Origin of the sequence: Amycolatopsis jiangsuensis, assembly GCF_014204865.1 — a bacterium.
Taxonomy (GTDB): domain Bacteria; phylum Actinomycetota; class Actinomycetes; order Mycobacteriales; family Pseudonocardiaceae; genus Amycolatopsis; species Amycolatopsis jiangsuensis.
Map to the genome: position 1 here is coordinate 7,230,276 of NZ_JACHMG010000001.1, position 14,982 is coordinate 7,245,257.

Annotated in this window: 14 protein-coding genes; 9 read left to right on the top strand and 5 right to left on the bottom strand. The window is 72.1% G+C overall.

The annotated features are described in order from the left end of the window. Positions 1-6: 6 nt before the first annotated feature. The 8 genes from BJY18_RS32750 to BJY18_RS32785 all read left to right on the top strand — a co-directional run bounded on the left by BJY18_RS32750 (position 7) and on the right by BJY18_RS32785 (position 8,200). On the top strand, positions 7-981 hold the full coding sequence (locus BJY18_RS32750; RefSeq protein WP_184783724.1) for an NAD-dependent epimerase/dehydratase family protein: 975 nt from the start codon (positions 7-9) through the stop codon (positions 979-981). Between the two features lie 66 nt (positions 982-1,047). Beyond that, entirely contained in the window at positions 1,048-2,679 is a 1,632-nt protein-coding gene (locus BJY18_RS32755) for a carbamoyltransferase family protein (RefSeq protein ID WP_184783725.1), read from the top strand. Positions 2,680-2,713: 34 nt separating this feature from the next. Further along, a complete protein-coding gene (locus BJY18_RS32760; RefSeq protein WP_184783726.1) occupies positions 2,714-3,274 on the top strand; it encodes a D-sedoheptulose-7-phosphate isomerase in 561 nt (186 codons plus the stop codon). Continuing rightward, a complete protein-coding gene (locus BJY18_RS32765; protein WP_184783727.1) occupies positions 3,271-4,635 on the top strand; it encodes a PfkB family carbohydrate kinase in 1,365 nt (454 codons plus the stop codon). Before BJY18_RS32760 ends, BJY18_RS32765 begins: the two co-directional genes overlap by 4 nt. Before the next feature lie 43 nt (positions 4,636-4,678). Continuing rightward, a complete protein-coding gene (locus BJY18_RS32770; RefSeq protein WP_184783728.1) occupies positions 4,679-5,365 on the top strand; it encodes an SDR family oxidoreductase in 687 nt (228 codons plus the stop codon). Continuing rightward, positions 5,362-6,306, top strand: coding sequence for a glycosyltransferase family 9 protein (locus BJY18_RS32775; protein ID WP_184783729.1), 945 nt, complete (start codon positions 5,362-5,364; stop codon positions 6,304-6,306). The genes BJY18_RS32770 and BJY18_RS32775 overlap by 4 nt, the downstream gene beginning before the upstream one ends. Continuing rightward, on the top strand, positions 6,299-7,600 hold the full coding sequence (locus BJY18_RS32780) for a UDP-glucose dehydrogenase family protein (RefSeq protein ID WP_184783730.1): 1,302 nt from the start codon (positions 6,299-6,301) through the stop codon (positions 7,598-7,600). Before BJY18_RS32775 ends, BJY18_RS32780 begins: the two co-directional genes overlap by 8 nt. Beyond that, complete coding sequence (locus BJY18_RS32785) at positions 7,601-8,200, top strand: flavodoxin family protein (RefSeq protein ID WP_184783731.1); 600 nt, start codon at positions 7,601-7,603, stop codon at positions 8,198-8,200. It begins immediately after the preceding gene. Between the two features lie 18 nt (positions 8,201-8,218). On the opposite strand, the gene BJY18_RS32790 is transcribed toward BJY18_RS32785, so the two are convergent. From BJY18_RS32790 to BJY18_RS32810, 5 genes are read right to left on the bottom strand one after another with little or no spacing between them, the layout of a single operon-like run. Further along, a complete protein-coding gene (locus tag BJY18_RS32790; protein WP_184783732.1) occupies positions 8,219-8,950 on the bottom strand; it encodes a metallophosphoesterase family protein in 732 nt (243 codons plus the stop codon). Then, positions 8,947-9,756, bottom strand: a complete 810-nt coding sequence (locus tag BJY18_RS32795; protein ID WP_184783733.1) for a hypothetical protein — start codon at positions 9,754-9,756, stop codon at positions 8,947-8,949. Before BJY18_RS32795 ends, BJY18_RS32790 begins: the two co-directional genes overlap by 4 nt. Before the next feature lie 2 nt (positions 9,757-9,758). Then, positions 9,759-10,808: an NAD-dependent epimerase/dehydratase family protein gene (locus BJY18_RS32800; protein ID WP_184783734.1), complete on the bottom strand. Its 1,050-nt coding sequence runs from the start codon at positions 10,806-10,808 to the stop codon at positions 9,759-9,761. A gap of 28 nt (positions 10,809-10,836) precedes the next feature. Then, positions 10,837-11,913, bottom strand: a complete 1,077-nt coding sequence (locus tag BJY18_RS32805; protein WP_184783735.1) for an FUSC family protein — start codon at positions 11,911-11,913, stop codon at positions 10,837-10,839. After that, positions 11,910-13,277 carry an aldehyde dehydrogenase family protein gene (locus BJY18_RS32810; RefSeq protein ID WP_184783736.1) on the bottom strand — a complete coding sequence of 456 codons (1,368 nt, stop codon included), beginning with the start codon at positions 13,275-13,277 and terminating at the stop codon, positions 11,910-11,912. The genes BJY18_RS32805 and BJY18_RS32810 overlap by 4 nt, the downstream gene beginning before the upstream one ends. Before the next feature lie 97 nt (positions 13,278-13,374). Between BJY18_RS32810 and BJY18_RS32815 the strand changes: the two genes are divergently transcribed. Continuing rightward, complete coding sequence (locus tag BJY18_RS32815) at positions 13,375-14,838, top strand: HAD-IIIA family hydrolase (RefSeq protein WP_184783737.1); 1,464 nt, start codon at positions 13,375-13,377, stop codon at positions 14,836-14,838. Positions 14,839-14,982 lie beyond the last annotated feature (144 nt).

Sequence of the window (14,982 nt, forward strand, 5' to 3'; positions counted from 1 at the left end):
TGTCGCATGGTCTTCTCCCACGCGGTCGTCACAGGCGGTGCTGGATTCGTGGGTGCGCGGCTGTGCGCGCAATTGCTCGACGAAGGATGTGCGGTGACCGCCGTGGACAACTTCGTCACCGCTCTGCCCGGTGCGCTGGACGAACTGGCCGGGCGTTCCGGATTCACGGTGCTGGAACACGACGTGACCGAACCGATTCCCGTCGCGGACGCCCCGGACGTGGTCTTCCACCTGGCGTCACCGGCGTCCCCGCGGGACTACCTCGACCGGCCGGTGGAAACGCTGCGTGCCGGGGCGCTCGGCACCGAGCACGCGCTCGCTCTCGCGGCCGGAGCCCGGTTCGTGCTCGCCTCCACGAGCGAGGTCTACGGCGATCCGCTGGAACATCCGCAGCGCGAAACGTACTGGGGCAACGTCAATCCGATCGGTCCGCGCAGCGTGTACGACGAGGCGAAGCGCTACGCCGAAGCGCTGACGTTCGCGATGCGCCGCAGCCGGGGCGCGAACACCGGCGTCGCCCGCATCTTCAACACTTACGGCCCCGGCATGCGTCCCGGGGACGGCCGGATGATCCCGGCGTTCCTGACCCAGGCGCTGAGCGGGCAGCCGCTGACCGTGGCCGGTACCGGGGCGCAGACGCGGTCGTTGTGCTACGTCGACGACACTGTGCGTGGTTTGCTGGCGCTGGCGTCCTCGGCGCATTCCGGCCCGGTCAATCTCGGCAATCCACACGAAATGTCCGTCCGGGAGATCGCCGAGTACGTCATCGCGCTCACCGGATCCAGGTCGTCGATCGTGCACGTCGCGGCGGCCGTCGACGATCCGCACCGGCGTTGCCCGGACATCACGCTGGCGCGCCGCGTGCTCGGCTGGGCACCCACGGTGGCGGCCGGGGAAGGCTTGCGCCGCACCGCGGACTGGTTCGCCGCTGCGGTGAGTAGCGACGTCCTGGGGTTTCCGGCCCAATCCGTTTATCCGTGACTTCGCCGGGTAGCGCTTCTCCGACGGCGGGCCGCAGTGGCCCGCACGGGCGAGAAGAGGTGAGCGGTGCGTTTCCTGGGCATCAACGCGGTGTTCCACGACCCCGCGGCGGCACTCGTGGTCGACGGGCGGATCGTGGCAGCGGCCGAGGAGGAGCGATTCAGCCGCCGCAAGCACGGCAAGCAGGCAGTGCCCTTTTCCACGTGGGAACAACCCGCGCAGGCGGCACGCTGGTGCCTGGCGCAAGCCGGGCTGACCGCGGCCGACGTCGATGCTGTCGGGTTCTCCTACGATCCCGATCTGGTGGAGCCCGGGCTGGCCGGGCACGACCCGAGCGGTGAGCAGCTGCGGACGGATTTCGCCCGCCGGGCACCGCTGTTCCTGCGGAGCGAACTTCCCGGACTCGACCCGTCCTCGGTGCGGTTCGTCCGGCACCACGTCGCGCACGCGGCTTCGGCGGCCTTGGCGGCACCGTTCGGCGACTGCGCGGTCCTGGTGGCCGACGGCCGCGGCGAGAGCACGTCGTACCTGGCCGGCGAATACCGCGAAGGCCGGTTCAAAGAACTTGCCGCACAACGGCTTCCGTATTCACTGGGGTTGTTCTACGAGGACCTCACCGAGCACCTGGGATTCGCCCGCTCCAGCGACGAGTACAAGATCATGGCGCTGGCCTCCTACGGCGCGCCGGTCTACCTGGACTACCTGACCGAACGCGTGCATGCCACGGGTGACGGCGGTTTCCGCACCGAGCCGATCGACTGGGCCGCGCTCGCCCCGCACCGGCCCGCCGGCGAGGAACTGACCCGTCGGCACGCCGACCTGGCGGCGAGTGTGCAGCGGGTCGTGGAGAACGTGCTGCTGGACCTCGCCGGCTGGCTGCACGAACGCACCGGCCAGCAGAACCTCGCTCTGGCCGGTGGGATCGCGTTGAACTGCGTGGCCAACACCCGCCTGCACGACGAAGGGCCGTTCGACCGGGTCTGGGTGCAGCCCGCGGCCGGAGACGCCGGTACCGCACTCGGCGCCGCACTGCAGCTGGCGGCCGACGCCGGTGACCAGGTCGAGCCGATGGGCGACGCCGGGCTGGGTCGCGAGTGGACCGACGAAGAGCTGGAAACCGTGCTGCGCGAGGCGGATCTGTCCTACGAACGTCCCGAGGACGTCGCGGACGTGGTGGCGGAGGCGCTGGCCGAAGACCGGATCGTGGCCTGGTTCCAGGGCCGCGCCGAGTTCGGCCCGCGCGCCCTCGGCCATCGTTCGCTGCTCGCGCACCCGGGGCGCGCCCGGAATCTGGAGCGGCTGAACGACGTCAAGGGCCGGGAGCAGTTCCGCCCGGTCGCGCCGATGGTGCTCGCCGGACGAGCCGGGGAGATCTTCACCCGTGGCCCGTTGCCCAGCCCGTACATGCTGTTCGTGCACGACGTCGCGCCGCGGTGGCGGGACCGGCTGCCGGTGGTGACCCATGTGGACGGTACCGCCCGCGTGCAGACCGTCGATCCCGCCACCGATCCCCGCACCGCCCGGATGCTGTCCGGATTCGCCGGCCGCACCGGGCTCCCGGTCGTGGTCAACACGAGTTTCAACACCGCGGGCCGCCCGATGGCCGATTCGCCGCGCGACGCGCTCGAATGCTTCGGTTCGGCGCCGGTGGACCTGCTGGCGCTCGGGCCGTTCGTGCTCCGGCGCCACCGCTGCTGACCCGTCCTGGCCGATTCACCGAGGAGGTGCCGTCATGGCAGATCATTTCGCCGAACTCAGCCTGGCCGCCGAACGTCTGCGCTTCGCCGTCCCGCGGATCACCGCGTGGGGCGAGCGGCTCGCCGGAGTCTTCGCGGCCGGCGGCCGCGTGCTTTCCTGCGGCAACGGAGGAAGCGCCGCGGAAGCTCAGCACCTGACCGGCGAGCTCGTCGGCCGGTTCCGGCGCGAACGCCGCCCGCTCTCGGCGATCGCCCTGCACGCCGACACCTCGGCGCTGACCGCGATCGGCAACGACTACGGCGCGCACGAACTGTTCGCCCGCCAGGTCCACGCGCACGGCCGCCCCGGCGACGTCCTGATCTGCCTGTCCACCAGTGGCACCAGCCAGAACGTGGTCGCCGCGGCGAAGGCCGCGCACGAGCTGGGGGTCCGGACCTGGGCGCTCACCGGCCCCGCGCCGAACCCGCTCGCCGCGCTGTGCGACGACGCCGTGGCGGTCGATGAGGCGAGCGTCGCCACCGTGCAGGAACTGCACCTCGCCCTCGTGCACGCGTTGTGCGAAGCACTCGACGACGCGCTGGGGGTGCCGGCGTGAAGCCGCTGGTCGTGGTCGGGGACACGTTCCTCGACGTGGACGCGGAAGGCACCGCGGACCGGCTGTGCCCGGACGCGCCGGTGCCGGTGGTGGATGTGACCCGGCAGTGGCTCAGGCCGGGCGGCGCGGGCCTGGCCGCGGTGCTCGCCGCGCGGTCCACTTCGGACGTCGTGCTGGTGACCGCCCTCGGCGACGATCCGGCCGGGCGGACGCTCGCCGAACTGCTCGGCTGTGAAGCGACGGTGGCGGCACTTCCGCTGGAGGGCGGCACCGTCTCGAAGACCCGGGTCCGTGCCGCCGGACAGTCCTTGCTGCGCATGGATTCCGGAGACGGCATCGCTTCGGCGGCACCGCTGCCGAGCCGGGTGAAGCGGACGTTGCGTGGTGCGGGCGCGATCTTGGTTGCCGACTACGGCCGCGGGCTCACCCGCAATCCGAGCTTGCGCGCGCTGCTGACCGAACTGGCCGGGGAAGTCCCGATCGTATGGGACCCGCATCCCCGCGGCGCCGCACCGGTCCCGGGCGTCCGGTTGGTGACGCCGAACTCGAGCGAGGCCGAGACCATCGTGCCCGAGGCAGGTGAACCGGTCGAGCTGGCGCGGAAGTTGCGGGGGCACTGGAGTTCCGAGGCGGTCGCGGTGACCCTCGGCCACCAGGGCGCGGCGCTGCACGACGACGGATCCGGCGGACGGGTCATCCCGGTACCGGAAACCGCGCGGGTCACCGGAAAGGCCACCCCGGACACGTGTGGTGCCGGGGACCGCTTCGCAGCGGCCGCCGCGGCCACGTTGCTGGATGGTGCGACCGCCGACGAGGCAGTGCGTGCCGCTGTGGAGGCCGCGGCGCGCTTCGTCGCCGCTGGCGGTGCCGGAGCGTTGTCCGTCGAGGACGTCCGCGTGCCGATGCCGGCCGGTGACGCTTTCGCCCTCGCCGCGCAGGTGCGGGCCTCGGGTGGTCAGCTCGTGGCGACAGGCGGTTGTTTCGACCTGTTGCATCCCGGGCACATCAGCTTGCTGCGCCAGGCTCGTGCGCTCGGCGACGCGTTGGTGGTGTGCCTCAACTCCGACCGCTCGGTGAGCCGGTTGAAAGGCCCGGGCCGGCCGCTGCTGGCCGCCGAGGACCGGGCCCGGCTGCTCAGTGAACTGTGCTGTGTGGACGCTGTGGCGGTGTTCGACGAACCGTCCCCGGCCGCGATGCTGGAACGGCTGCGGCCCCAGGTCTGGGTCAAGGGCGGTGACTACGCCGACGTGGCCATGCCCGAACGGGAAGTGGTGGCACGCCACGGCGGCGAGGTCGTCCTGGTCCCGACCCTGCCCGGCTACTCCACGACCCGGCTGGTCGCCGCGGCCGCCGGGCAGTGAAACCACACGACCCCCCACACGAACCCCCCGACGAAGGAGACCGATGCGAACCCTCGGCAACATCCTGATCACCGGCGGAGCTTCCGGCCTCGGCGCCGCGACCGTCGACGCGGTCCGCGCTGCCGGTGGCACGCCGTACGTCCTCGACCTGGCGCGGCCCGCGGCCGACGTCGAGTTCGCCCAGGCCGACCTCGCCGATTCCTCGGCCGCCGAAGAAGCGGTGCGTACCCTCGCCGAACGCGCCGGCGGACTCGACGGAGTGGTGACTGCCGCCGGAATCGACTCCTGCGGTCCACTCGGCGAGGTTCCGGCCAAAGACTGGGAACGCGTCGTACACGTCAACCTGCTCGGCACGGCCGCGGTAGTGCGCGCGGCGTTGCCCTACCTGGAACGCAGTCAGGGCACCGTGGTCACGGTCGCCTCCACCCTGGGCATCAAAGCAGTGGGCGACGCGACGGCTTACTGCGCTTCGAAGTTCGGCGTGGTCGGCTTCTCGCGTGCACTGGCCGCGGAACTGGCCGGACGCGTCGGCGTGACGATGCTCGTGCCCGGCGGCATGTGGACGCACTTCTTCGACGACCGCACCGAACAGTACCGGCCACCAGCCGACGCGAAACTCAACCAGCCCGAACATGTCGCGGACACCGTGGTGTTCGCCCTTTCGCAGCCGCTCGGCGCGGAGGTGCGGGAGCTGGTCGTGTGTGCGTCGGAAGAAGGGTCCTGGCCATGAGCAGCGGCGTGCTGGTGCTGCGGGCGCTCGGTATCGGCGATCTGCTCACCGCGGTCCCCGCCTTGCGCGGCCTGCGCCAGGCGTATCCGGACGAACGCCTCGTGCTCGCCGCGCCGGAATGGCTGCGGGACCTGGTGGAGCTGGTCGACGCGGTGGACGAGCTGCTGCCCACGCCGGGACTCGGCGCGTTGCGCTGGCCCGGTCCGCCGCCCCGGCTCGCGGTGAACCTGCACGGCCGCGGACCGGAGAGCATCCGCGATCTGCGGGCCACCCGGCCGGCCGGGCTGCTCACCCATCGGCACCCGGCCGTGCCCGAAGTACCGGGCCCGGACTGGGATCCCGACCGGCACGAGGTCGACCGCTGGTGCCGTCTTCTCGAATACGGGCACGTCGCAGCGGGCCGCGGTGACCTGCATCTGCCGCCGCCGCCCGGTCCGAGCCCGGCGCCGGGTGCCGTCGTCATCCACCCCGGCGCGGCCTATCCGGCACGGCGCTGGCCGCCGGAACGGTTCGCCGCGGTGGCGAAGGCACTCGCGGCCGAAGGCCATCGCGTCGTGCTGACCGGTGGTGAGTCCGAGAAGGACTTGGCACAGGAGGTCGCCGCGGCGGCGGGACTCGGCGCCGACACGGTGCTCGCCGGGACAACGGGACTCGCGGACCTGGCCGCGCTGGTGTCCGGAGCCGCGTTGGTCCTTTGTGGAGATACGGGACTGGGCCACCTCGCCACCGCGTTCGGCACGCCGTCGGTACTGCTGTTCGGACCGACCCCACCGCGACGCTGGGGCCCGCCGCCGGACGCTTCGCAACACGTGGTCCTGTGGGTCGGCGACGTGGGCGACCCGCACGGTGCGGAACCGGACGCCGGACTGCTGTTGCTCGGCGAGGAAAACGTTCTGTCGGCGGTGCGTTCGGGGTTGCGGGAGGAGGTACGGCATGGGTGAGCGGATCGGAGTGGTCGGAGCCGGGTACGTCGGCCTGACCAGTGCCGCCTGCCTGGCCCGGCTGGGCCATCGCGTGTCCTGTGTGGACACCGACGCGGCCAAGGTCGGGCGGCTCCGCGCCGGCGAGGTGGACCTCGCCGAGCCGGACCTGGCCGAGCTCGTCGCGGAAGGGCTCGCCGCGGGCACGCTCGCGTTCGGCACGGATCCCGAAGTCCTCGCCGACGCGGAGCTGGTGGTGCTTTGCCTGCCGACCCCACCCGGCGTGAACGGGGAGCCGGACCTGGACATGCTCCGGTCGTCGCTCGCCCGGCTGGGCCCGGTGCTGGCTCCGGACGCGGTCGTCGTGACCAAGTCGACCGTGCCGGTGGGCACCGCGCCGCGGATCCCCGGCTACCTCGGACGTCCGGACATCGCCGTGGTGAGCAATCCGGAGTTCCTGCGGGAAGGCCGTGCGGTACGGGACTTCCTGCACCCGGACCGGATCGTGCTCGGTGCCGACCCACCGGATTCCCCGGCCGCCCACCGCGTCGCAAACCTGTACGCACCGACCGGCGCACCCGTCGTGCGGACCGGAACCGCGAGTGCCGAGCTGGCGAAGTACGCCAGCAACGGGTTCCTCGCGGTGAAGGCGTCCTATGTGAACGTTCTCGCGGAGCTGTGCGAACACTGCGGCGCCGACGTCCACGACGTCACCGCGGTGATGGGGATGGACGAGCGGATCGGCTCGGCCTTCCTCGCCCCCGGACCGGGCTGGGGCGGCTCGTGCCTGCCCAAGGACACCAGTGCACTCGCGTATGCCGCCGAGGAGGCGGGCGTCGACTTCGCCCTCCTCCGCGAGGCGGTCCGGGTGAACGACCGGCAGCGGACGCGGATGGTCCGCGCGGTGCGGCTCGCGGCCACCGGCCGTCCGGACGGCGAGCTGTCCGGCGTGCGGATCGGTGTGCTGGGCCTGGCTTTCAAGGCCGGTACCGGCGACCTGCGTGATTCGCCCGCGGTCGCGGTCGCCACCGCCCTGGCTCGCCACGGCGCCGAAGTGACCGCCTACGACCCTGCGGTGCGGTCCGGTGTGGACGGAGTGCAGGTCGTGGACGATCCGTACCTGGTCGCGAAGGACGCCGCGGCCTGCGTGGTGCTCACCGAATGGCCGGAATTCCGCGAACTGGACTGGCGGCGGCTCGCCGCGTCCGTCGACCGGCGGGTGGTCGTGGACGCCCGCAACCTGCTCGACCCGCAGTCCCTCGCCGGCGCCGGGTTCACCCGGATCGGCGTGGGCACGACTCCCAGGAGGCCCTGAATGCGTGTTCTCGCGCTCGTGTGCACCTTGAAACCGTCCCCGGCGCGTTCCAGCAGTGACCTGATCGCACGGCAGCTGCTCGACCAGTTCGCCGAACGGAAGGTGACCGGCGAGGTCGTGCGCGTGGTGGACCACGACGTGCGGCCTGGCGTCGAAGCCGACATGGGTGAGGGGGACCAGTGGCCGGACATCCGCCGCAAGGTCCACGACGCGGACATCCTGCTGATCACCACGCCCACCTGGGTGGGGCATCCGTCCAGCGTGGCGCAACGGGTGCTGGAGCGGCTGGACGCGGAGCTGTCCGAAACCGACGACGAAGGCCGCCCCGGGCTGTTCGGCAAGGTCGCGGTCGCCGCGGTGGTCGGCAACGAGGACGGCGCGCACAAGATCATCGCCGACCTCTTCCAGGCCCTCAACGACACCGGGTTCAGCATTCCGGCGCAGGGCGCCACGTACTGGAACGGCGAGGCCATGCAGGGTGGCGACTACCAGGACCTCGACGAGACCCCGGAGCCGGTCGCCTCGACGAACGCCACGCTGGTGCGGAACGCGGTGCATCTGGCGGAGGTACTGAGCCGCGCGCAGTACCCGGCGTCGTGATCGGCTGGGGGCGCCGGTTCAGCCCGGCGCTCCCGCCGGCTGCGGGGCGAGGGAGTACGTCGCGTAGGCCGCTCGGATGACCGGTTGCGCCACATTGCGCACGCGCACCCCGCCCGGGGTCACGCCGTGCTCGCAGCCGAAGTGCGCGTGGCCGTGCAGCGCGAGGTCGGCAGGAAGGGCGTCGATGGGCTCGCACAACAGGTAGGAACCCAGGAACGGGTGGATCTCCGGTGGTTCGCCGTGCAGGGTGCCGGCGATGGGTGAGTAGTGCGTCAGTGCCACCACGACGTCGGTGTCCAGCTCGGCCAGCGCCTCGCGCAGCCGGTCGGCGGAGGCCATCGTGTGCTCCACGAAATCCTTCATCTCGCGTTCGCCGAAGCGGCTGGCGCATTTGCCCGCGAAGCCGCCGCCGAAGCCCTTGACCCCCGCCACGCCCAGGGTGCCGCCGGGCAGCTCGAAAGTGGCCGAACCGCCCTCCAGCACGGTCACGCCGGTGTCGGTGAGCAGTGCGGCGATGTCGTCCTGGCGGTCGCTGTGGTGATCGTGGTTGCCCAGCACCGCGGCGACCGGCACCGGCAGCCCGGAGAACTCGTCCGCGACCACCCGGGCCTCGGACAGGCTGCCGTGCCGGGTCAGATCACCGGCGAGCAGCAGCACGTCGGCGTGCTCGGCGAGGCGCAGCAGGGCGGGCCGGAGCATCCCCTGGGAATCCTCGCCGAGGTGGATGTCGCCGACCGCGGCGATCCTCATCGGTCCAGCTCCTCCGCGTGCACGGGTTCCCGCAGGTCTGCCACGCGTACGTCGTTGCGCACCAGTTCGCCGTGCAGGTGCTCGGCCACCACCCGGTCCAGCTCGGCGCGCCGTGCCGCGCAGGCGACCTCGCCGATCAGGTGCACCTGATCACCGCGCACGGTCACGTGCACGCCGAGTTCCGCGGTCCGCGGATCCTCCGCGAGTGCCCGGCCGAGCCGGGCGACCAGGTACTGGGGTGCTTCGAGCATGGCAGTCTCCTTGCCGTCGATCACGGACAGTCCGGTCAGCAACGCCAGGAACGCCCGTGCGTAGGGCGATCCGGCGGTCTGCGTGGCCACCTCGGGCCAGTCGACCTGCTCACGCAGATCCCGCGCGGTGGCCAGGAGCGGGCCGAGGTCGCAGCGGTGCGCGTCGAGCACCAGCAGTTTGTCGGTCATCAGGTCGGTGCCGGACACCACCGCGGCGGCGGTCGGGCCGATCCGCATCCGCTCCGCCCGGTCGAGCAGCGCGTCGGTGACCGGACGGTGGTTCGGCCGGAACACCAGGTCCACCAGCCGATCGCCGTCGTAGACCTTGGTCAGCCAGTCCTCCGGCGGATCGACCGGCCGCATGCCCGCCTCGGTGAGGACCTGCCGGGCACGCAGCGCGTCGCGCGGTTTCAGGAACAGGTCCACGTCGTGTTCCGACGGCGGTCCGCCGCGGGCGTACACCGCGAGCCCACCTGCCACGGCGAACCGGAGGTCAGTGGCGGACAGCGCCGTCACCACCCGGGTGAGGCTCTGTAGCAGCGCGTCGATGTCCACGATCAGGGCCGTTGGCCGACACCAGTGGCGATCTCGTGTGCGCGGTGCTCGTCCGGGGCCAGTGGTGGGGTGCCGCCGCCCGCGCCGCGGCGCAGCCCGCGCAGGAACTCGCTCAGGGTTTCCTGCGCGGTCAGCGTGGACCGCCAGTCCAGTTCGGACTGGGCGCGGGAGGTGTCCATCACCGGCAGCCGCAACACTGCGTCGAACAATCCGGGCGTCGCGGGGACCAGGTGCATGCGCCAGGCCGTGGCCAGCAGCGGCTTCACCAGGCTCGGCGGTACCGGCACCCGGCGCGCGTGCAGTAGTCCGGCGAGTGTGCCGGAATCGACCACCGGGTCGGTGGCCACGTTGAACGCGCCGAAGACCGGCCGCAGTACGCACCGGCGGATCGCGTCGGCGAGATCGTTGCTGTGCACCACCTGGAACCGCAGGCCCGGGATGTCCGGGAACACCGGAAGCAAGCCGGGGCGGACGAGACTGCCGGGGATCAGCGGTCCGCCGAAGAGCCGCCGCTGTTCGGTCGCCGCACTCCGTTGGAACACGAAACCCGGCCGCACCCGGACCACCCGCATGGCCGGATGGGCGCGTTCGAAGGCGTCGAGACACCGCTCCACGTAAGCCTTTTCCCGGGTGTAGGCGGCACCGGGCCAGCCGTGGGTCGGCCAGTCCTCGGCGACCGGACGGTCACCGGCGGCCGGCGAGTACGCGCCGACCGACGACGCGTAGACGACCGCGGGCACGCCGGCCTCCGCGGCCGCCTCGAACACCCGGATGGACCCGAGCGCGTTCGCCTCCCAGGTGCGGTCGGGCCGGTGCGTCGGCTGGAAGAGCCACGCGAGGTGCACGACGGCGTCGGCACCGCGCAGAGCGGCGGTGAGGGAGTCGCGGGCCACGTCCGCCCGGACGTACTCGGTCTTCGGTGGCGGATCCCCGGCCGGGCGCCGGACCAGCCCGGTGATGGCGCCGACGGCGGGATCCGCGGCGAGTGCGCGGACCACGGCGGTGCCGATGTTGCCGGTCGCGCCGGTCACGACGATCCGTTGCGCGTTCATGCCGCCGGGCTACCCGCCGTGGGTCGGCTCAACCGTCGTCGAGTTGCTGGAGCAGCCGCCGGGCAGGCAGGGCCATCGCGCCGAGACCCAGCGTGGCGGTGACGCCGCGGTCGGACGAGACGAGGTGGTCTTCCACCTGGTCCAGCAGCTCGCGGCAGCGGTCGAGGTCAAGGGTCGTGCCCGGTGTGCCCGCGCTCCGGATGGCGGTGGCGAATTCGAGCAGCAGCTCCGCGAGGGCGTCGCGGGCCTGCGGCCACGGATACCGGAACGGCTCCCGGCCCTGCGACGCCGTGCGCACGGAATTCACCAGCTGCTCGACCGGCGGCCACAGCCCACGCAGAGCCCGGAGCGGACGGTCGTGGCGCAGGCCGGTGTGCCTGCTGCGGCGTCGCAGGTTCAGGAACCGCCCTTCGCGGGTCATCCTGTCCGCTTCCTCGGCTTCGCGGGCCATGCTGCGCACGTCGCGGATGCTGCGCAGCCAGTCCTCGATCTCCGCCTCCGGTTCGTCGGTGCGGACCAGTTCGGCGGTGTCCTCCAGCAGCCCGGCCATCTTCGCAGCCAGCCGGTCGCCGGCCACGGCGAGCCGTTCGCCGTAGAGCGGCGGGACGATGAGCATGTTGACCGCCAGCCCGATCGCCGCTCCCAGCGCGGTCTCCAGCAGCCGGTCACCGAGCAGTTCGGAGTTGCCCGCGTTGCCGTAGGTGATCAGCAGCATGCCGGTCACCCCGGCCCACACTCCCGAGCTTCCGAAGCGGTACCAGGAGCCGATCAGCAGGCCGGCGAACAGCACGACGGCGAGCACCACCGTCTGCTCCGGGATTACCAGCGTGGCGAGCGCGGCCAGCACCACCCCGGTGGCGACCGCGCCGACCTGCTGCACCCAGCCGTACAGACTCCGGTACACCGTCGATTCGACCAGGAACACCGCCGCGTAGGGCGCCAGGAACGGTTGCGGCAGGCCGATGACCTGCGTGGCGAGCAACCAGGACGCCACGGCGGCGAAGGTCGCCTTGGCCGTCTGCACCAGGGTGCGGCGTTCCCGGCCGGGGGTGCGCAACGCACGGGCGATCCAGCCGATCGGTGTCCGGTCCAGCCGAGAATTCACGCGGGGCCCGGTGGCGAGAGGTGGACGAGTTTCGTCTGGGTCATCTCGTCGAGCAGTTCCGGGCCGTAGCCGTAGCCCGTACCGCTGCGCCGCCGCGGATGCGCCGCCCCACCGGGAGCGCCGCCGAACACCGCGTTGATCTTCACCGTGCCGACCGCCAGTTCGCGCCAGGCGTGCTGGGCGTGCGTCATCGACGGGGTGAGCACCGTCGCGGCGAGCCCGTATTCATCGTCGGCCGCTTCGGCGAGTCCCTGTTCGAAGGTGTCCACCACCCGCACCGGCGCTACCGGGCCGAAGGTCTCCTCGTGCAGCACCCGCATTCCTTTGGCGCAGCCGGTGAGCACCGTCGCCGGGTAGTGCGCGCCCGGGCCGGACGGGATTTCGCCCCCGGTCCGCGCTGTCGCGCCACGGGACACTGCGTCCTCGACCTGGGAATGGACGTCGCTACGGTGGCGGGTGTCGACCAGCGGCGGAGTGTCGTGGCTGCGTGCCTGCTCCACCAGCGCCTCGATGAACGGTTCCGCGACTGCCTGGTGCACGTAGATCCGTTCCACCGCAACGCAGATCTGGCCCGCGTTGGCGAACGAGCCGAGGGCGGCCTGCTCCGCGGCCCAGCGCGGATCCACCCCTTCGTCCACGACGAGCGGATCGTTGCCACCGTTCTCCAGCAGCACTTTCGCCCCGGTCGCCGCCGCGCTCGCGGCAATCGATCGCCCGGTCGCGGTACTGCCGACGTGCGCGATGAGGTCGAAGTCGTCTCGCGCGGCCAGCGCCGCGCCGACCCGGCCGTCACCGTGCAGGGTCTGGAGAACGCCGTCGGGGAACGTGCCGGCGAGCACCTCGCCGAGCAGCCCGCCGGTCCGCGGGCAGCGTTCGCTGGGCTTGTACACCACCGTGTTCCCGGTGACCACCGCGGCGCCCAGCAGCCCGCACGCCACGGCGACCGGGTCGTTCCACGGCGTCAGCGCGACCACCACCCCGCGCGGCTCCGGCACCATCAGGTCGGTCGCCGCGAAGTCGCCGAGCAGGCTGCGCCCGCGGTGCACCGGCCCCAGCTCGGCGTACTGCTCGAGCGTCGCAGCGCCGGCCAGCGCACCTTCCCTGGCCTCTTCGCGTGGCTTGCCGGTCTCACTGCGGTTGAGATCGGCCAGTTCGTCGGCGTGGGCGCGCAACCGCACGGCCGCGTTGCGCAGCATCGAACCCCGCTCGCCCGCCGGGGTCCGTGCCCAGACCGGCTGGGCGCGGTGGGCGAAAGTGAAGGCGGCACTGATCTCGTCCCGGCTCGAGACCGGGACCGAGCCCACCGGGCGGCCGTCCACCGGACTGACGATTTCGAGCACGGCTGTCTGGTCCACCGCGGTCATCCGCACCTCCTCGAGTTCACTCGGAAATCCGGTTACCCCGTATGCCGCCGGGCATACGTGCCGTTTGCCACGCCCGCGGAAGGGTAATCCGGGCCGGGTGAGTACTTCGCCCGCTTACACGGTCGTCATTCCCACGACCGGCCGCCCCGCACTGTTTCCATTGCTGGAGACGCTGGTGAGTTCGTCCGTGCCGGTGGTGGTCGTCGACGACCGCCCGGAGCCGGACGGGCTCGACGTGCCACCCGGAGTCCGGGTGCTGCGCTCGCACGGCAGGGGGCCGGCCGCCGCGCGCAACGTCGGCTGGCGTGCCGCGGACACCGAGTGGATCGCGTTCGTGGACGACGACGTGGTGCTGGCGCAGGACTGGCCCGCGCGACTGGCCGCGGATTTGGCACGACTGCCTTCGGAAGTGGCCGCGTCCCAGGCCCGCATCACCGTGCCGCTGCCCGGCGGCCGGAAGCCGACGGACGACGAACGGGGCACCGCCGGGCTGGAAACCGCGCGGTGGATCACCGCGGACATGGCCTACCGCCGGTCCGCGCTGGTGGAATCGGGCGGTTTCGACGAACGGTTCCCCCGCGCGTTCCGGGAAGACGCCGACCTCGCGCTGCGAGTGACGCTCGAGGGGCACCGCATCGACCGCGGCGAGCGGGTCACCGTGCACCCCGCGCGGCGGTCCGGGTTCTTCGCGAGCGTGCGTGCGCAGCGCGGCAACGCCGACAACGCGTTGATGCGGTACAAGCACGGAGTGTTGTGGCGGCAGCGGACTGGTGCCGGGCAAGGGCGGCTCGGCAAGCACGCACTCACCGTGGCCGCCGGGGTGGTGGCGCTCGGTGCGTCGGCGGTGGGGAAACGCCGGCCTGCGTTGGCAGCCGCCGCGGTGTGGGCAGGCCTGACCGGGGAGTTCGCTGCCCGCCGGATCGCGGCCGGTCCCGCGGCGCCGGGGGAGCTGGCCCGGATGGCCGTGACGAGTGTGCTCATCCCGCCCGCGGCCTGTTTCCACCGGCTCCGTGGCGAGATCAGCGCGCGTCGCCGTCCGGTACGGGCGGTGCTTTTCGACCGCGACGACACCCTCATCCACGACGTGCCGTACCTGGCGGATCCGGCGCAGGTGCGGCCGATCGACGGCGCGGTGGACCTGGTGGCGGCGTTGCGTGGCCGGGGTGTCCGCGTGGGGGTGGTCAGCAACCAGTCCGGTGTCGCGAAAGGACTCATCGCGCCGGACCGGCTGGCCGCGGTGAACGCCCGCGTCGACGAGCTGTTCGGCCCGTTCGCGACCTGGCAGGTCTGCCCGCACGACGACGGTGACGGCTGCACGTGCCGCAAACCCGCTCCCGGTCTGGTGTTCAGAGCCGCGGAGGAGCTTTCCGTGCACCCACGCGACTGCGTCGTCATCGGAGACACCGGAGCGGACCTCGACGCAGCACTCGCCGCCGGCGCGCGCGCCGTGCTGGTGCCGACTGCGCGGACCCGCCCGGAGGAAGTCGTCCGCGCGCGAGAGACGGCACTGGTAGCGGCCGACCTCACCGAGGCAGTCCGGTTGGCAGGGGTGACCGGATGACGCGGGTTTGGTTGGGGTGCAACGGGAATCGCGAGGAGGTAGGCACGGGCCGGGTTGCCGGAAGGACGGTGGTCATGCCGGCTGGTGCCCGCGGGCCTGCGGTGTTCGCGGCGGGTGGTTCCGGTGAGGCTGTGGTGTTTGTGG